Here is a 17,895-nt window from a genome sequence, read left to right as displayed (position 1 = left end):
CACACCGAGCCTGGATCGGGCGAACTCACTGTCTGTGATTCCACTATTCCAGTCAGGCGCGGACGATGCTCAGGATCTCGGTCACGAGTGCGTCTACTTCCTCGGGTGAGCGGGCTTCGACGTTGAGTCGCAGTAGCGGTTCGGTATTGGATGCGCGCAGATTGAACCAGGCGTGGTCGGGCAGCTGTACCGTTACGCCGTCCAGCCGGTCCACGGAGACGGCCCGGTCGCCGAACGCGTCCAATACGGCGGCGGTCCGACCCGTGGCGTCGGCGACGGTCGAGTTGATCTCTCCGGAGGCCGCGTAACCGGAGTAGGAGGCCATCAGTTCCGAGATCGGCTGCTCGGTCTCGCCGAGCGCCGCCAAGACGTGGAGGGCGGCCAACATACCGGAGTCGGCGCCCCAGAAATCGCGGAAGTAGTAGTGCGCCGAATGCTCCCCGCCGAATATGGCGCCGGTGGCGGCCATCTGCTGTTTGATGAACGAATGTCCCACCCGAGTGCGCACCGGGGTGCCGCCGAGCTGGGTCACCAGTTCCGGTACCGAGCGGGAGGTGATCAGGTTGTGGATGATCACCGCACCCGGTTCCTTGGCAAGTTCCCGGGCGGCGACCAGGGCGGTGATGGCCGAGGGGGAGACCGGCTCGCCGCGTTCGTCCACCACGAAGCAGCGGTCGGCATCGCCGTCGAAGGCCAGGCCGATATCGGCGCCACAGGAGCGAACCAGGTGTTGCAGATCCACCAGGTTCTTCGGATCCAGCGGGTTGGCCTCGTGATTGGGGAAGCTGCCGTCCAGCTCGAAGTACAGCGGCACCAGGTTCACCTGCGGGAGGGTGCCGAGTACGGCCGGCACGGTGTGGCCGCCCATACCGTTGCCCGCGTCCACCGCGATGGTCAACGGTCGCATCTCGCTCAGGTCGACCAGTTCACGCAGGAAGCCTGCATACTCGTCGAGGAGATCGAGCTCGGTGACGGTGCCGGGTCGGCCGTCGTATTCCGGCACACCCCCGATCACCTCGGCGGCGATGGTGGCCAGGCCGGTCTCCTGGCCGACGGGCCGAGCCTCGGCGCGGCAGAGCTTGATGCCGTTGTAGCGGGCCGGGTTGTGGCTGGCGGTGAACATGGCGCCGGGGCAGTTCAGTCGACCCGAGGCGAAGTACAGCTGGTCGGTGGAGGCAAGGCCGATATGCACCACGTCCAGCCCCTGGGCCAGTACCCCCTCGGCGAACGCGGCGGCCAGCTCCGGGGACGAGGTGCGCATATCGTGTCCGATGACGATTCGGCTCGCGTCCTCGGCTCGCATCGCCCGGGCGAACGACGCGCCCACATCGCGGACGAATTCGGTGTCGATCTGATCTCCGACCACGCCACGGATGTCATAGGCCTTGATCACCGCGTTGACGAAATCGGCAGAACGGGCGACTGTCATGGTTCACACCCTAATGCCCCCGGATGTGGGCGCCGACAGGCCCTCGGGCCGGGTGCCCGTGCACGCACGATCCTCGGTGTCCGGGTGTCCGAGATGGGTACGGTTGCTCGAGCGGTGGTGTCGAGACACCACCGCCCACGGGTGGGGTGAAGCCGATTGTCCGCGCACTGCGCCCTGCCGTCAGCCGGGTGGGTCCGGGAGCACCCGCAGATGCCCACGCCGCCCGGTGCGCCCGGTGCGCCCGGTGCGGGTGGTGCGCGGGGGCGGCGGTGAGTGGTGGTCGCGGTAGCCGCGTTGATCGTGTTCCGGCGGCCTACGGCGCAGCCCGGCCTCCCGAACGGCTTCGGCGAGGGCGGTCAGATCGTCGTCGTCGGGATTGGAGGAGAAACCACCCTCGTGCCGGACCATGTCCCAGCCCTTCGGGGCGGTGATCCGGGAGGCGTGGGTTCCGCACAGATCCCAGGAGTGTGGTTCGGCCACCGTCGCCAGCGGGCCCACCACAGCGGTCGAGTCCGAGTAGACATAGGTGAGCGTCGCGACGGCCGGATTCTTGCAGCCGGGACGGCAGCAACGACGCATGGGAAGCACGCCGATGAGCGTAACCTCATCGGCCGCCCGGAGTGTGCCGGACACGCACAACTAGTCCGTTATGTTCGGCGCGTCGCGGTGTGATTCGGACCGCATTCGTGCTCCGGAGGGTTTCCGCGGCGCTCGGGAGCGGTGATATGGCGGCTCCGAATCGGGGAACGACGGGGTCGACGGGCCGGTGCGAGCGCGGCCCCGGGCGGTGTGTTCGGGTGGGAACCCGGATAGCGGCCGGACCGCGTTCGGTCGCGGTCCGGCCGCTACTCCGGTTCGGGATCGATGACGTCGGGATCGACGCCGAGATAGGTGGCGATCTGCTGGACCAGGACCTCGCGCAGTAGTTCCACCAGATCGTCGGGATCACCCGCCCGCAGTTCCAGTGGTTTGCGGAAGAGCACCACTCGGGCGCGGATGGGGGTGCCGTGTCGGTCGACTCCGGCCGGGATGAGTCGGGACAGTGGTACGGGGCCGTCGGCCACCACCTCTTCCGGCCAGGTGACCGAATCAGGGTGCAGCGGACGAATTTTCGGCACGTCGTCGACCGCGATATCGAGCTTGGTGAGCCGGTCGTGCCAGCGGGTGTCCAGTGGAGCGAAGGCTTCCAGCACCAAGCGGTCGAACTTCTGACCGCGGGTGCGCCAAGCGGGCACGGTCGGCGGGAGCATGGGGCCGCGTACTCCGCGTCCACGGCGGGTCACCGACCGGGTGGTCGGTGGGCGTCGATTGCGGGAACGTGCCATGACTCGAACGTTAGCGGTGTTCGGACGGTGTCGCCAAAGGCGACACCGGTCGGGGCCCTGCCGCTCGGAGGGCCCCGACCATCAGCCGATACCCCGCTTCAGGCGACGCCGTTCCCGTTCGGACAGCCCGCCCCAGATACCGAAGCGTTCATCATTGGCGAGCGCATATTCCAGGCACTCGGTACGAACTTCACAACCCATGCAGATCCGTTTGGCCTCGCGGGTCGAGCCACCTTTTTCGGGGAAAAAGGCCTCGGGATCGGTTTGCGCGCACAGCGCGCGTTCCTGCCATTGTTCTTCGATCGACTCGAACATCTCGTCGAAGTCGGTCACGATCAGGCTGAGTCGGGGCGTCGAATCCTGTTCGCTCAACTCGTGATCGGTCCAACTGCCGTCAGCACGGACGCCACGTGCTGCGCCTGCTGCGGAATCGGTCTGCGATATGCCGCCCGGCATACCGGTCGGGGCCAGCTCATTGACCATCGCTCCGCCTCCTCACTGTGTGTTAGCGCAGAATGATTCTTTCCGTCGGACCAACACCGCATACCGACGGCACAACTCCGCGACGTTGTCTCGCGGACTTCCCCGAGCTTGTCATTCCGATGCGAACACTCGTTCGAACTTCCATACGCGCCGTGTACTTCCGCGCGATCCGGAATGACATGTCAGTGATTAGACACGCCGCACGTATCGATGGTCAAGCCGCCGTCACTATTCCGTTACTATCCGGCGGCGCTTTACGCACCGATCTTGTATCGCCAATAGCAAATGAACAGCAAATGTAGCGAGAAGCACACAATTTCGTGCTCCGCTTAGGCTGTGTGGATGTGACTTCACAACAAGCGGACATCACTCCCGCCGGTGGGCCTCGTGTCGCCGTTCTGGTCGGCGGAGTCGGGGGCGCGCGGTTCCTGCTGGGCGTGCGGGAACTACTCCCCGAATCCGACATCACGGCTATCGTCAATGTCGGCGACGACGTGTGGATGCACGGTCTCAGAATCTGCCCCGACCTCGATACCTGCATGTATACCCTGGGTGGGGGAATAGACCCGGAGCGTGGTTGGGGTCGAGTGGGGGAGACCTGGCACGCCAAGGAGGAGTTGGCGAAATACCGGGCGCAACCCGACTGGTTCGGACTGGGTGATCGAGATATCGCCACCCATCTGCTGCGGACCGAAATGCTGCGTGCCGGCTATCCGCTCTCGGCGGTCACCGAAGCGCTCTGTAAACGCTGGCAGCCGGGCGTGAAACTTCTCCCGGCAACCGATGACCGATGCGAAACGCATGTCGTTATCAGCGAGGGTGACGACCCTGGCGAACGACGCGCGATCCATTTCCAAGAGTGGTGGGTCCGATACCGCGCTCGAGTTCGTACGCACGGATTCGCCACAATTGGGGCGGATGAAGCCAAACCGGGGCCGGATGTGATCGAAATCATAAGCTCCGCGGATGTGGTGCTGTTGGCTCCGTCGAACCCGGTGGTGAGCATCGGTGCGATTCTCGCCGTACCCGGAATTCGGGGCGCGCTGCGCACCACTTCGGCGCCGGTTATCGGCGTGTCGCCGATGATCGATGGCAAACCGTTGCGCGGTATGGCCGACGAATGCCTGTCGGTAATCGGGGTCGAGAGCACGGCCGAGGCGGTCGGGCGACATTACGGGGCCCGTTCGGCCACCGGCATTCTGGACGGCTGGTTGATCCATACGACCGATACCGCCGAGGTGCCCGGCGTCGAGGTGCGCAGTGTGCCCCTGTTGATGACCGATCCGCCGACAACCGCCGAAATGGTACGTGCCGCACTGGAACTCGCCGGAGTGAAGCCATGAGTCCCACCGATCACGCCGCCGCAGAGCTGCGTGTCCTACCGATCACCGGTCTGCCCGAATTCCGTCCGGGTGACGATCTGGCCGACCATATCGCCGCCTGCGCGCCCTGGTTGGCCGACGGGGACATCCTGGTGGTCACCAGCAAGGTCGTTTCCAAGGCGGAGGGTCGAATCGTCTCCGCTCCCACGGATCCGGAGCAACGCGATGCCGCTCGCCGGGCCTTGGTGGAGCAAGAGTCGGTGCGGGTGGTGGCCCGGCGCGGGCGCACCCTGATCACCGAGAACCGGTTGGGTCTCGTGCAGGCCGCCGCAGGGGTGGACGGCTCGAATGTCGAACGGGCAGAACTGGTTCTGCTGCCGAACGATCCCGATGTCAGTGCCAAGGGACTGCGTTCGGCATTGGCCGCCCGACTCGGGGTGGACGTGGCGGTGGTCATCACCGACACCATGGGTCGTGCCTGGCGTAACGGTCAGACCGATGTGGCCATCGGATCGGCGGGGCTGCCGGTCCTGTACGACTACGCGGGCGCCGTGGACGGGCAGGGCAACGAACTGCAGGTGACCCAGGTGGCAATTGCCGACGAACTGGCCGCGGCCGCCGAGTTGGTGAAGGGCAAACTGGGCGGTGTTCCGGTGGCGGTGGTGCGCGGATTGCGGCTTGTCGACGACGGTTCGTCCGCCGCCGCCCTGATCCGCCGTGCCCCCGACGATCTGTTCTGGTTGGGCACGGCCGAGGCCATCGCCCGGGGCCGTGGCGAGGCCGTACTCCTGCGTCGCTCGGTTCGCTCCTTCGCTCCCGACCCGGTCGATCCCGAGGTGGTGCGTAGGGCGGTGGCGGTGGCGCTCACCGCTCCGGCGCCGCATCACACGCGGCCGGTGCGGTTCGTCTGGGTGCGTGATCGGGCGCTGCGAAAGCGATTGTTGACGGCCATGGCCGAGAAATGGCGGGCCGACCTCCTCGGTGACGGTCTGGACGCCGAACGGGTGAAACGCCGTATCGCCCGGGGCCGCATTCTCTTCGACGCTCCCGAGGTGATCATCCCGTTCTGTGTTCCCGACGGCGCCCACGACTATCCGGATGAGCGCCGACAGGCCGCCGAACGAACCATGTTCACGGTCGCGGTCGGCGCCGCGGTGCAAGGGTTGCTGGTCGCGCTGGCCACCGAGGGGCTGGGCAGTTGCTGGATCGGTTCGACGATCTTCGCGCCGGAGGTGACCCGCGAGGTCCTGGGGCTGGATCCGGAGTGGAATCCCTTGGGGGCCATCGCCGTCGGTCATCCTCTCGAGGAGTTGACGCCTCGACCGCCGCGGACCGACGGTCCGGGACTGGTGGAGCTGTGAGCGTCGAATCGCTGCATGCCTCGGCCACCGAGCTGTTGCACCGCTGGCGCCCGGCCGACTCGGCGGACGCCTCGTTGCGCGAGGCGCTGCTCGCCTTTCTGGGTGTGGCGCCGCGCGGCTGTCTGCGCGAGAACGCGGCCGGTCATATCACCGCTTCCGCGGTGGTGTTCTCGCACGACGGCAGCGAGGTGTTGCTGACCCTGCATCCGCGGGTCGGGCGGTGGATCCAGCTCGGCGGCCACTGCGAGGAGAGCGATACGACGGTGGCCGACGCGGCATTGCGCGAGGCCACCGAGGAGTCCGGTATCGCGGGTTTGGTGTTGGAGCCGGAGCTCTACGGAGCCCAGGCGCATCCGATCACCTGCTCGCTCGGTATCCCCACGCGGCACTTGGACCTGCTGTTCCGAATCACCGCCCCGCCCGGTGCGGTGCCGGTGCGCAGCGCGGAGTCGACCGACCTGCGCTGGTGGCCCGTCGGTGGGCTGCCCCCGAACGCCGATGTGCTGATCCGGTGAGACCGGTTCGCCGTGCCCCGGCCGACATGGTTCGGCCGGGGTGGCGCTCGGCGAGGTCTTCCGGGGCATAACGCTCATACGTTCCGGTTTCGGATGCATATGCAGCGGGGCGTATGGGCCGCCGCGCGCCCGGTTGTATGCATATCTACGAATGAATGCTTTACAAATCAGAAGATTTGTCTAGAAAACGGACGAAAGAAGGTCTATTGTCCAAGTTGATTGTTAGGCGCGTCACATGACGTAGGCGTGAGAACGGAGACGAAGATGTCTACCAAGGCCGAGTCGGTACCCCCGGAGACTCCGCATACCTGGCGAGACCCCAAACGGCGGATGTGGCTGTGGGGCCTGTTCGCGCCGACCGGATTGTTCACCATCGGGCTACCGCTCATCTGGGGCCTGAACGCGATCGGCCTGCCGGAGCTGTCGCATGTGGCGTACTGGGTAGGGCCGATTCTGGTGTATCTGATCATCCCCCTCGCGGATCTGGCCTTCGGGCCCGATGGCTCCAATCCGCCCGACGAGGTGATGGAGGCCCTCGAACACGACAGGTACTACCGCTACCTGACCTACCTGTATCTGCCGTTTCAATACGCCACCCTGCTCCTGGCCTGTTATCTGATCTCCGCCGACGATCTGGGGTGGCTCGGGGTGTCCGGTGGATTGGCCACGGTCGACAAGATCGGTCTGGCGTTCACCGTCGGTATCGTCGGGGGCATCGGTATCAATACCGCGCACGAGCTGGGCCACAAGAAGGTGGAATTGGAACGCCGGCTGTCACGGATCGCGCTGGCCCAGACCTGCTACGGCCACTTCTATATCGAGCACAACCGGGGCCACCATGTGCGCGTCGCCACCCCGGAGGACCCGGCGAGCGCGCGCTTCGGCGAGAGTTTCTGGGCCTTCTGGCCTCGGACCGTATGGGGTGGGCTGCGCTCGGCGTGGAACCTGGAGCGCACTCGATTGCGGCGCCTGGACTCCGGGCCGTGGACACTGCGCAACGATGTGCTCTCGGCCTGGTTGTTGTCGGTGGTCCTGTTCGCCGGATTGGTCGCGATCTTCGGCCTCGAGGTTCTGCCGTATCTGCTGCTGCAGGCAGTGATCGGGTTCAGCCTGCTGGAGGTGGTGAACTATCTGGAGCACTACGGTCTGCTCCGGCAGCGCACCGCGAGCGGTCGCTACGAGCGGCCCGCGCCGACGCACAGCTGGAACAGCGACCATCTGGTCACCAATATCTTCCTGTACCACCTCCAGCGACACAGCGACCATCACGCCTATCCCACCCGGCGATACCAGACCCTGCGCAGTTGGGAGCAGGCACCGGAACTGCCCAGCGGGTACGCGAGCATGATCCTGCTCGCCTATTTCCCACCGCTGTGGCGGCGGGTGATGGACAAGCGCGTGCTCGCGCACTACGGCGGTGATATCACCCGTGTCCATATTCAGCCGTCCAAACGGGAACGGATTCTGGCCCGGTACGGCGCCACGCCGGCGGAGGCCGCATGAGCGCCTATCGCTGCCCGGTATGCGACTACGTCTACGACGAGGCCGCCGGCGCGCCACGCGAAGGTTTCCCGGCGGGAACGCCCTGGTCGGCGGTACCGGACGATTGGTGCTGCCCCGACTGTGGGGTGCGGGAGAAGCTCGACTTCGAGCCGACGGTCGGTGATATCTGAAACGAATTCGGCGCATTCTTCCGATTCGGGTGAATCGACCACGGCGACGGTCGATTTCCCGAATCGGCGCTATCGGGAAGATCGGGAACACGGGAAGGATTCGAAATATGACCGAGTACAAGCTCTATCGGTGCATACAGTGCGGCTTCGAATACGACGAGGCCGAAGGGTGGCCGGAGGACGGTATCGCGCCCGGTACGCGATGGGAGGATATTCCCGACGATTGGAGCTGCCCGGATTGTGGGGCGGCGAAATCGGATTTCTTCATGGTCGAGGTCGAACGGTCGTAGCGCTTTGACTGTGGCGGGCGACCGTGCCAGTGTCGCGTACATGTCCCGCAACGGAGTCAGGATTCCCTATCAGGAGGCCGCGCGGGAACTGCTGCGTACGGCCGTCCTGGACGCCATGCGTGAACTGCTCTTCGACCGGGACTGGTCCAAGATCACCCTCAGTGATGTGGCCACCGCGGCCGGGGTCAGTCGGCAGACCCTCTACAACGAGTTCGGTTCGCGCGGTGGTCTCGCCCAGGCGTACGCGCTGCGGTTGGCCACCGATCTGGTCGACCATGTCGATTCCGCCATTGCGGCCCACACCGGCGATGCCGCGGCGGCATTGGAGGAGGGGCTGGCCGCTTTTTTCCGGGATGCCGCCGTAGACCCGCTGGTGCGCTCGCTGGTGACGGGGGAGGCGAAACCGGATCTGTTGCGGTTGATCACCCTGGACGCCGAGCCGCTGATAGATCACGCCACCGACCGACTTTCCCGGGTCTTCCAACACAGTTGGGTGGCGGCGAGCCCGGACGAGGCCGATGTGCTCGCGCACACCCTGGTCCGGCTCGCACTCAGCTACATTCCGACTCCGCCCGCCCCGGGCCGCGACGCGCCCGCCGAACTCCGCCGGGTGTTCACCCCCTTCGTCACGACCATCCTCGCCGCTCGGGAATTGCGCTGAGTTAGCAGACTGTAATGTTGAGCGTTCCGGCTCGCGATATTCTTGTGAGAAAGTAACGTTGACGACGTGTAGCGGTGTGTTTGCCGCTGGGTGGGACCGGCCGTGAGTTCGACCATGCCTGCGGTCGGTATGGGTGGTTCTCGAGTGTGGTCGGCATCCCAAGAGGTCAGTTGGCGTCCGGTCTGGAATCATAGATCGGCGCTGGAGTTCGGGTCTTGTATAGGGGTTGATGTGCAAACGGTTGGCAAATACTCGGGTTCGCCCGACCCCAAACGCCACCTGTGGGTGTTGGGTCTCATCGCGCCGGGTTGCGCGTTGTTACCCTCCCAGCTGGTGCTGCATACCGGGCTCGAGGTGTTCTGGTGGATCGGCCCGATCATCGTGTTGGGCGTGATTCCGCTGTTGGATGTGCTGGTCGGCGACGACGGCAGCAATCCACGTGACGAGGACTACGAGATCCTGTCCAACGATCGCTACTACCGCTGGTGCACATACCTGTTCCTACCCATCCAGCTCATCGGTCTGATCATCGCGGCGTACATGTGGGCAGGTAATGAACTGAGCGTGGTCGACAAGATCGGTTTGGCGACCACCCTGGGGTTGGTATCCGGAATCGGCATCAATGCCGCCCACGAACTCGGCCACCGGGTCGAGCGTCTGGAACGCTGGCTGGCCAAGATAGCCTTGGCCCAGTCGGGATACGGCCATTTCTTCGTGGAACACAACCGGGGCCACCACGTCCGGGTCGCCACTCCGGAGGACCCGGCCAGCGGCCGGCTCGGCGAATCGCTGTGGGCGTTCCTGCCGCGCAGCGCATACGGCGGTTTCGTCTCCGCCATCCGATTGGAACGGGAACGTCTGCAGCGGAACGGGTTGGGCTGGTGGACCCCGCGCAATCATCTCCTGCAGGCGTGGTCCATGACATTGGTGCTGTTCGGCGGGCTGATGGTGGCATTCGGCTGGACCATTCTGCCGTACCTGGTGTTGCAGGCGGTGATCGGAGCCGGACTGCTGGAGACGGTCAACTACATCGAGCACTACGGCCTGCTGCGGGAGAAGCGGCCCGACGGTCGTTATCGGCGCTGTTCGCCTCGCGACAGTTGGAACAGCGACCGACTGGTTACCAATATCTTCCTGTTCCACCTACAGCGGCACAGCGACCATCACGCCAACCCGGGTCGGCGCTATCAGACCCTGCGCAGTTGCGAGGAGGCACCGCAGTTGCCCGCCGGATACGCGAGCATGATCGTGCTCGCCATAATCCCGCCGTTGTGGCGTCGCGTTATGGACAAGAGGTTGCTCGAGCATTACGAGGGCGATATCACCAAGGCCAATATCGCCCCGGGTAAACGAGACCGCATTCTGGAGACCTACGGCCTCGCGGCGTAGAACAGGCCTCGCGGCGTAGAACAGGCCTCGCGGCGTAGAACAGGCCTCGCGGCGTAGAACAGGCCTCGCGGCGTAGAACGGCGCAGAACGGCGCAGAACGCGGCGTAGAACGGCGTAGAACGCGGCGTAGAACGGCGTAGAACACAGCCCTCGCGGCGTAGAACACGGCGCGTTATCGCATTGCCGGGCCGGGCCTTTCGGAGAGCGGATCGGTCGCCACGCGGGACGCCATGCCGGGCGGCGGCGGTGCCACACCGCCGCCGCCCGGCAGCGACTAGCCTTTCCTCGAGACCGATACCGAGAGAAGGCTGACCCACACTGATGACTACCTCAGAACTTCCCGGCACGTTGCCGACCGTCGATGTCCGCAACGGCATCGAATACAAGGTGGCGGATCTGTCGCTGGCCGATTTCGGTCGCAAGGAGATCCGGTTGGCCGAGCACGAGATGCCCGGACTCATGGCGCTGCGGCGTGAATACGCCGAGGTGCAACCGCTGAAGGGGGCGCGCATCTCCGGTTCGCTGCACATGACCGTGCAGACCGCGGTGCTGATCGAAACCCTCACCGCGCTCGGCGCGCAGGTGCGCTGGGCCTCCTGCAATATCTTCTCCACCCAGGACCATGCCGCCGCGGCCGTGGTCGTCGGACCGCACGGCACGGTCGACGAGCCTCAGGGCGTCCCGGTCTTCGCGTGGAAGGGCGAAACCCTGGAGGAGTACTGGTGGGCGGCCGAGCAGATGCTCACCTGGCCGGATGAACCCGCCAATATGATCCTCGACGACGGTGGTGATGCCACCATGCTCGTGCTGCGCGGTGCCCAGTTCGAGAAGGCCGGCGTGGTACCGCCCCCCGACGAGAACCACTCCGCCGAGTACACCGTGTTCCTGAATCTGCTGCGCGAGCGGTTCGAAAGCGACAAGGGCAAGTGGACCGCGATCGCCGAATCGGTGCGCGGGGTCACCGAGGAAACCACCACCGGCGTGCTGCGGCTCTACCAGTACGCTGCCGCGGGAGAATTGGTGTTCCCCGCCATCAATGTCAACGACTCGGTCACCAAGAGCAAATTCGACAACAAGTACGGCACCCGGCATTCGCTCATCGACGGCATCAACCGCGGCACCGATGTCCTGATCGGCGGTAAGAAGGCGCTCATCTGCGGCTACGGGGACGTCGGCAAGGGTTGCGCGGAGTCTCTCTCCGGCCAGGGTGCCCGGGTGCAGGTCACCGAGATCGACCCGATCAACGCGTTGCAGGCCCTGATGGACGGCTACGACGTGGTCACCGTGGAACAGGCCATCGGCGACGCGGATATCGTCATCACCGCCACCGGCAACAAGGACATCATCACCCTCGACCATATGAAGGCGATGAAGGACCAGGCCATTCTCGGCAATATCGGTCATTTCGACAACGAAATCGATATGGCCGCGCTGGAGCGGTCCGGGGCGACCAGGCTGAACATCAAACCGCAGGTCGATCTGTGGACCTTCGGTGATACCGGGAAATCCATCATCGTGCTGTCGGAAGGCCGGCTGCTGAACCTGGGCAACGCCACCGGACACCCGTCGTTCGTGATGTCCAACAGCTTCTCCAACCAGGTGATCGCGCAGATCGAGCTGTGGACCAAGCCGGACGAGTACGACAACGAGGTGTACCGGCTGCCCAAGCACCTGGACGAGAAGGTCGCCCGCATCCATGTGGAGGCTCTCGGCGGCACGCTCACCAAGCTGACCAAGGATCAGGCCGAATACATCGGTGTGGACGTGGAGGGCCCCTACAAGCCCGATCATTACCGCTACTGAGCCGCCCGGCCCGTGTCCGGGCGCGGGCGGGCCCGCGATCTCCTCGGATTCCGGGTTGCCGTCTCCGAGACCTGTGCCCTCGGCATGGCGTCTCGGAGACGGCAACCCGGGACGCGCACGACGGTGCGGTCCGACCCCGGGCAGTTAGCGGGCAGTTGGTTGGGGGAGAAGCCTGCCGGCGGCACTGTCGCATCGGTGGGAAAGCCGTCGAATATGCTGCCCGTATGGGTGTGCTGGTGGCGGTGGAGGGTCTGGACGGGGCAGGTAAACGCACGCTGATCGACCGGCTGGTGGGGGTGCTCGAACGGCGAGGCCTGCGGGTGGGGACACTGGCGTTTCCGCGATACGGGCGGTCCGTGCACGCGGATCTGGCGGCCGAGGCGCTACGGGGGGCACACGGGGACCTGGCCGATTCCGTGAATGCCATGGCGCTGTTGTTCGCGCTGGATCGTGCGGGGGCGCGAGACGAGCTGGCGAAATCGGCGGCCGGTAACGATCTGGTGCTGCTGGATCGGTATGTGGCCTCGAACGCGGCCTACAACGCGGCGCGACTGGGCGAGGGAGCCGATGCGGAGATCGTGACCTGGGTGGGGGAATTGGAATTCGGACGATTCGAGCTGCCCGTCCCGCAGGTGCAGGTGTTGTTGGACGTTCCGGTCGAGGTGGCGGCCGAACGCGCCCGCCGCCGTGGTGAACTCGACGCCGAGCGGGCATTGGACGCCTATGAACGCGACGCCGCCCTACAGCAGCGCACCGCGGCGGTATATCGAGAACTCGCTCGACGGGAGTGGTTCGGTCCCTGGTGGGTTTGTGCGCCGGGAGATGATCCCGAGACTCTGGCCACCCGGTTGACGGAGGTCGTGACGCAACAGGGATAGGCGTCGCTTCGTCCCCGGTTGTGCGGGTGTTTTCGCCGTCATGGCGGGCGGGTGGGCGTAACCTTTGTTTTTGCCGTGGCCGGGTGCGGACTGGCGCTCGACTGTTGGATTAAGGTTGGATTATCCGTGAACGCGCCGAGTATGTGGCGTGATGGCCCGTTTTGAGTCCGGGAGATGACAACATAGTAACCATGAAGCCGAAGATTCTGGTCGTCGACGACGATATGGCACTCGCCGAGATGCTCACCATCGTCCTGCGTGGTGAGGGTTTCGACCCGCACGTGGTCGGCGACGGCACGCAGGCCCTGTCGGCGGTCCGGGAGATCCGGCCCGATCTGGTGCTGCTGGACCTGATGCTGCCCGGTATGAACGGTATCGATGTGTGCCGGGTATTGCGCGCGGACTCCGGCGTACCCATCGTGATGCTCACCGCCAAGACCGACACCGTCGACGTGGTGCTCGGTCTGGAATCGGGAGCCGACGACTACATCGTCAAACCGTTCAAACCCAAGGAGCTCGTCGCTCGGGTGCGCGCTCGGCTGCGCCGTACCGAGGAAGAGCCCGCCGAGCTGTTGACCATCGCCGATATCGTGATCGATGTGCCCGCGCACAAGGTGACGCGGGATGGCGTGCAGATCTCCCTGACGCCACTCGAATTCGATCTCCTGGTGGCGCTGGCCCGCAAGCCCCGGCAGGTGTTCACCCGCGAGGTGCTGCTCGAACAGGTCTGGGGCTACCGGCACGCCGCCGATACCCGTTTGGTGAACGTCCACGTTCAGCGGCTACGCGCGAAGGTGGAGAAGGATCCGGAGAACCCGGAGATCGTACTGACCGTCCGCGGTGTCGGCTACAAGGCCGGACCGCCGTGATCGATCCGCTTCGGCCTGAGCGATGGGCCGGGAGGCGGTAGCTTTGTCTGTCCACGAAGGAGGGACCCGGGAAAGCGGAGCATCGAGCGTCGGAGTTGCCGGACTGCGGCAGATATCGGCGTCGGCCAAGGAATGGGCCCAAAACGTGGGCAACGCTCTGGGCCAGATCTGGCGGCGCTCGCTGCAGCTGCGGGTCATCGTCTCGACGTTGACACTGTCGCTGATCGTCATCACGATCCTGGGGGTCGTCCTGACGAGTCAGATCACCGATCGTCTGCTGGATGCCAAGATCGGCGCCGCGGTCGAGGAGATGGACCGGGCCCGCAATACGGTGGAAAGCCGACTGGCCGGTGTCACCGATATCAGCAGTCAGCAGCAGCGGCTCGCCGATGCCCGCGACGCGCTGTCCAATCGCAGTGACGCCGGCCGATCCGGCGGTGCGGCGGGCAATTTCGACTCGGCGCTGAGCATGGTCGGTGGTACACCGCAACGGGCGATCGCGGTCGGCCCGATCCAGGAGGTACCCGAGGGACTGCGCCGTTTCGTCGAGCGCAACCAGGTCAGCTACCAGTTCGCCACGGTCGACGAACCGGACGGTTACCGCGGTCGGGCGCTGATTATCGGCAGTCCCAGCACCGAGGTGCCGACGCTGGAGATCTACCTGATCTTCCCGTTGGCCAACGAGGAACGCAGTCTGGCGCTGATGCGCGGCACCATGCTGGTCGGTGGGCTGGTGCTGTTGGTGCTGCTGGCCGCGATCACGGCCCTGGTGACCCGCCAGGTGGTGTTGCCGATTCGTTCGGCGGCGCGGATCGCGGGTCGGTTCGCCGACGGCCGGCTCAAAGAACGCATGCTGGTGCGCGGCGACGACGATATGGCGCGGCTGGCCAAGGCCTTCAACGAGATGGCCGAGAGCCTGTCCAACCAGATCACCCAGCTCGAGGAGTTCGGCAATCTGCAGCGCCGGTTCACCTCCGATGTCAGCCATGAACTGCGCACCCCGCTGACCACGGTGCGCATGGCGGCCGATCTGATCCACGGCAGCAGTGACGATCTGGATCCCGCGCTCGCCCGCAGCGCCGAATTGCTGGTCACCGAGTTGGATCGTTTCGAGGGATTGCTCAACGATCTGCTCGAGATCAGTCGACACGACGCGGGCGTGGCCGAACTTCAGGTGGAATCGCTGGATGTGCGGATGTGCGTGCGAGCGGCGATCTCCACGGTGCGGCATCTGGCCAAGGAGGCCGGGGTGGAGGTGGTCATCGACCTGCCGGAGGAGCCGGTGGTCGCCGAGGTCGATCCGCGCCGGGTGGAGCGGGTGCTGCGCAACCTGCTCGCCAATGCGATCGACCACAGCGAGGGCAAACCGGTACTGATCCGGATGCGTGGTGACACCGAGGCCAATGTGGTCGCGGTGGTGGTACGCGATCAGGGCGTCGGTTTGCGGCCCGGCGAGGAGAAGCTGGTGTTCAGCCGGTTCTGGCGTTCGGATCCGTCGCGGATGCGACGCTCGGGCGGTACCGGGCTCGGTTTGTCGATCAGTGTGGAGGATGCGCACCTGCACGACGGCAAGCTCGAGGCCTGGGGCCGGCCCGGTGTCGGGGCCAGTTTCCGGTTGACCCTGCCGTTGGTCCGCGGCCGCAAGATGGGCGCCAGCCCACTGCCGCTGGAACCGGGCACCCAGAAGGCACCGCGGCGGCCGGTGCCGGTGGGTGGGGGAGCCACCGAGGGGGCAAGTGAGGGCACATCCGCGGAGACCGGCCCGAAGGGTACAACCGCCGTATCCGCGGTACCGGGTAATGGCTTTGCCGACGACACCACATCCGAACGGTCCGCCGGTGCGCCCGATTCGGCGGCGTCCCCCACGGAGCCGACCGCCCCGGCGACGGACCCGGACGCCCGGGGTGCGGCGCGCGCGGCCGGTGATCCGACCGGTACCGATCCCACCGGCGGGGCCGCCGATCCCGGCTCGGTACCGTCGGACACCGACGAAGCGGTGCGCACCGATCGCGGAGACGAACACTCATGACCTTGCCCCCCAGGCATTCGAGATGGTTTCGGTTACTGAGCACGGCGGCCGTCGCGATGGTGGCCGTGGTACTCGCGGCCGGATGCGCCAGCCTGCCGGAATCCTCCGATCCGCAGGCCCTGGGCACCATCAACCCCGCACCGGCCGCGGAAGGCCCCCCGCCGCCGACGCCCGGACGCGATCCCGACCTGCTGTTGCGGGATTTCCTGCGAGCCAGTGCCGATCCAGCGGATCGGCACGTGGCCGCCCGCCAGTACATGACCGAGGCCGCGGCGACCACCTGGGACGACTCGGCCTCCACGGTGATCGTGGAGAAGGTCGATACCCTGCGCGAATCGCGGGATGAGAACGAGGCGATATACGTACTGCGCGCGCGGAAGGTCGGTGAGCTGTCCTCGGATGGTTCCTACCACGCCACCGACGGCATAATCGAGAACAAGATCGAGATGACCCGGATCGACGGGGAATGGCGGATCGACGAACTGCCCGACGGGGTGGTGGTGGAATCGAGCGCCTTCACCCAGGCGTACCGGCGTCAGGTGCTGTACTTCATCCGGCAGGACACACTCGGCGATGTGGTCCCGGATCTGCGCTGGATCGCCACGCCGCAGGATCGGCTGGCCGAACGTCTGCTCACCATGCTGCTCCAGGGGCCCAAACCGTATCTCGCACCGGCCGTGCGCAATTACCTGGCGTCGCCGGTCGCTCTACGCGGGTCGATCACCAAGGCCAATGGCGATTCGGTCGGGGTGGGAGTCGGCGTCGGCGGGGTGCGGATCGATCTCACCGGGGCGGGCGGACTGTCCGAACGAGATCGGGAGCTGCTCGCCGCGCAGGTCGTCCTCACCCTGTCCGCCGCCGACGTGCTGGGCCCCTATGTCCTGTTGGCCGATGGGAAACCACTGGTCGAGCGGTTCGCCAACGGGTGGACGGTGGCGGACCTCGGCGGGTTCGGTGGGACGGCTCGACCGGACGACCGGGTCGGGTTGCATGCATTGCGCGACGGAACTCTGGTGCGTATGGGCGAGCGGGGTGTCGAACCGGCCCCGGGTTATTTCGGTTCGGTGCGCAACCTGCAATCGGTGGCGCTGTCCCCGGACGGCCAGCTGGTCGCCGGCGTCGCCGACACGGGCCGGCCGCCACCGGAACCGCAGCGTGTCCTGATGGTCGGCAGCTACGGCGGTAACGCCTTCCCGGTCGCCGAGGGCAACAGCATCGGCACCCCCTCGTGGACGAGCGACGGAACCGCCGCCTGGGCGGTGGTCGACGGGCAGCGGGTGATCCGAGCCATCACCGATCGCAGCACCGGGAATGTTTCGGTACAGGATGTGGATGTCGCCGAATTGTCGACCACGGGTGTCTCCGGGGAAGAGCTTCGGGGACCCATCACCGATCTGCAGGTCTCCCGCCACGGTGCGCGGGTGGCGGTGATCGCCGACGGCAAGGTGTATGTGGCGGTCGCGTCGCGCCGATCGGACAGTGAATACGTATTGACCGCACCGCTTCAGGTGGCGGTGGAGTTGAGTTCTCCGGCGGTCTCGGTGGACTGGTTCAGCGACGACACCCTGATCATCGCCGCCGAGGGCAATGTCGATCCGGTGCGGACGGTCAAGATCGACGGCTCCTCGATGTCGTCACTGACCGGTCGTAATCTGACTCCGCCGGTGCGGGTGGTCGCCGCGTCACCGGACCACCAGTATGTCGCCGATTCCCGTGCGGTACTGGAATATACGACTTCGCCGGATGGTGGTGAGCCGTACTGGCGTGAGGTGCCGGGGCTGGGCGAGGACGCGGTGCCGGTGCTGCCCGGCTGAGTCGCGCCCGGCTCGCTCACCCGGGTCCCGGCCCACCGTTTCACCGGTTCCGTT

Annotated in this window: 17 protein-coding genes; 13 read left to right on the top strand and 4 right to left on the bottom strand. The window is 65.9% G+C overall.

The window, feature by feature from the left end; genetic code table 11:
• Positions 1-52 precede the first annotated feature (52 nt).
• The 4 genes from ON32_RS16340 to ON32_RS28520 all read right to left on the bottom strand — a co-directional run bounded on the left by ON32_RS16340 (position 53) and on the right by ON32_RS28520 (position 3,069).
• Complete coding sequence (locus ON32_RS16340) at positions 53-1,429, bottom strand: phosphomannomutase/phosphoglucomutase (RefSeq protein ID WP_040791784.1); 1,377 nt, start codon at positions 1,427-1,429, stop codon at positions 53-55.
• Between the two features lie 180 nt (positions 1,430-1,609).
• Positions 1,610-2,008 carry a DUF3499 domain-containing protein gene (locus tag ON32_RS16335; RefSeq protein WP_040791950.1) on the bottom strand — a complete coding sequence of 133 codons (399 nt, stop codon included), beginning with the start codon at positions 2,006-2,008 and terminating at the stop codon, positions 1,610-1,612.
• Between the two features lie 266 nt (positions 2,009-2,274).
• Positions 2,275-2,754, bottom strand: coding sequence for a metallopeptidase family protein (locus tag ON32_RS16330; RefSeq protein ID WP_169331631.1), 480 nt, complete (start codon positions 2,752-2,754; stop codon positions 2,275-2,277).
• A gap of 81 nt (positions 2,755-2,835) precedes the next feature.
• The gene (locus ON32_RS28520) at positions 2,836-3,069 is read right to left on the bottom strand and encodes a WhiB family transcriptional regulator (RefSeq protein ID WP_085995219.1); all 234 of its coding nucleotides are present in this window, start codon (positions 3,067-3,069) and stop codon (positions 2,836-2,838) included.
• 512 nt (positions 3,070-3,581) lie between these two features.
• Between ON32_RS28520 and cofD the strand changes: the two genes are divergently transcribed.
• The 13 genes from cofD to lpqB all read left to right on the top strand — a co-directional run bounded on the left by cofD (position 3,582) and on the right by lpqB (position 17,841).
• A complete protein-coding gene (cofD, locus tag ON32_RS16320; protein ID WP_083874593.1) occupies positions 3,582-4,580 on the top strand; it encodes a 2-phospho-L-lactate transferase in 999 nt (332 codons plus the stop codon).
• A complete protein-coding gene (locus tag ON32_RS16315; RefSeq protein ID WP_040791781.1) occupies positions 4,577-5,920 on the top strand; it encodes a coenzyme F420-0:L-glutamate ligase in 1,344 nt (447 codons plus the stop codon). Before cofD ends, ON32_RS16315 begins: the two co-directional genes overlap by 4 nt.
• Positions 5,917-6,435 (top strand): NUDIX hydrolase, encoded by a 519-nt coding sequence (locus ON32_RS16310; protein ID WP_040791780.1) that lies wholly within the window; start codon positions 5,917-5,919, stop codon positions 6,433-6,435. Before ON32_RS16315 ends, ON32_RS16310 begins: the two co-directional genes overlap by 4 nt.
• A 264-nt stretch (positions 6,436-6,699) precedes the next feature.
• A complete protein-coding gene (locus tag ON32_RS16305) occupies positions 6,700-7,938 on the top strand; it encodes an alkane 1-monooxygenase (RefSeq protein WP_040791779.1) in 1,239 nt (412 codons plus the stop codon).
• Positions 7,935-8,108 (top strand): rubredoxin, encoded by a 174-nt coding sequence (locus ON32_RS16300; RefSeq protein ID WP_040791778.1) that lies wholly within the window; start codon positions 7,935-7,937, stop codon positions 8,106-8,108. The genes ON32_RS16305 and ON32_RS16300 overlap by 4 nt, the downstream gene beginning before the upstream one ends.
• 107 nt (positions 8,109-8,215) lie before the next feature.
• Positions 8,216-8,398 carry a rubredoxin gene (locus tag ON32_RS16295; protein WP_040791777.1) on the top strand — a complete coding sequence of 61 codons (183 nt, stop codon included), beginning with the start codon at positions 8,216-8,218 and terminating at the stop codon, positions 8,396-8,398.
• Positions 8,399-8,438: 40 nt separating this feature from the next.
• Positions 8,439-9,059, top strand: a complete 621-nt coding sequence (locus ON32_RS16290; RefSeq protein ID WP_040791948.1) for a TetR/AcrR family transcriptional regulator — start codon at positions 8,439-8,441, stop codon at positions 9,057-9,059.
• 231 nt (positions 9,060-9,290) lie between these two features.
• Positions 9,291-10,448, top strand: a complete 1,158-nt coding sequence (locus ON32_RS16285) for an alkane 1-monooxygenase (protein ID WP_040791776.1) — start codon at positions 9,291-9,293, stop codon at positions 10,446-10,448.
• Between the two features lie 321 nt (positions 10,449-10,769).
• A complete protein-coding gene (gene ahcY / locus ON32_RS16280) occupies positions 10,770-12,251 on the top strand; it encodes an adenosylhomocysteinase (RefSeq protein ID WP_040791775.1) in 1,482 nt (493 codons plus the stop codon).
• A gap of 224 nt (positions 12,252-12,475) precedes the next feature.
• Positions 12,476-13,129 carry a dTMP kinase gene (locus tag ON32_RS16275; protein WP_040791774.1) on the top strand — a complete coding sequence of 218 codons (654 nt, stop codon included), beginning with the start codon at positions 12,476-12,478 and terminating at the stop codon, positions 13,127-13,129.
• Between the two features lie 191 nt (positions 13,130-13,320).
• Positions 13,321-13,998: an MtrAB system response regulator MtrA gene (gene mtrA / locus ON32_RS16270; protein ID WP_040791773.1), complete on the top strand. Its 678-nt coding sequence runs from the start codon at positions 13,321-13,323 to the stop codon at positions 13,996-13,998.
• Positions 13,999-14,143: 145 nt separating this feature from the next.
• Positions 14,144-16,027 carry an MtrAB system histidine kinase MtrB gene (mtrB, locus tag ON32_RS16265; RefSeq protein ID WP_373284313.1) on the top strand — a complete coding sequence of 628 codons (1,884 nt, stop codon included), beginning with the start codon at positions 14,144-14,146 and terminating at the stop codon, positions 16,025-16,027.
• Positions 16,024-17,841, top strand: coding sequence for an MtrAB system accessory lipoprotein LpqB (lpqB, locus tag ON32_RS16260; RefSeq protein WP_051133324.1), 1,818 nt, complete (start codon positions 16,024-16,026; stop codon positions 17,839-17,841). Before mtrB ends, lpqB begins: the two co-directional genes overlap by 4 nt.
• The last annotated feature ends 54 nt before the right edge of the window (positions 17,842-17,895 follow it).

The organism is Nocardia paucivorans NBRC 100373, from assembly GCF_000308675.1.
Taxonomy (GTDB): Bacteria; Actinomycetota; Actinomycetes; order Mycobacteriales; family Mycobacteriaceae; genus Nocardia; species Nocardia paucivorans.
Note: the sequence above shows the minus strand (reverse complement) of the source record. Positions and strands in the feature narration are given on the sequence as shown.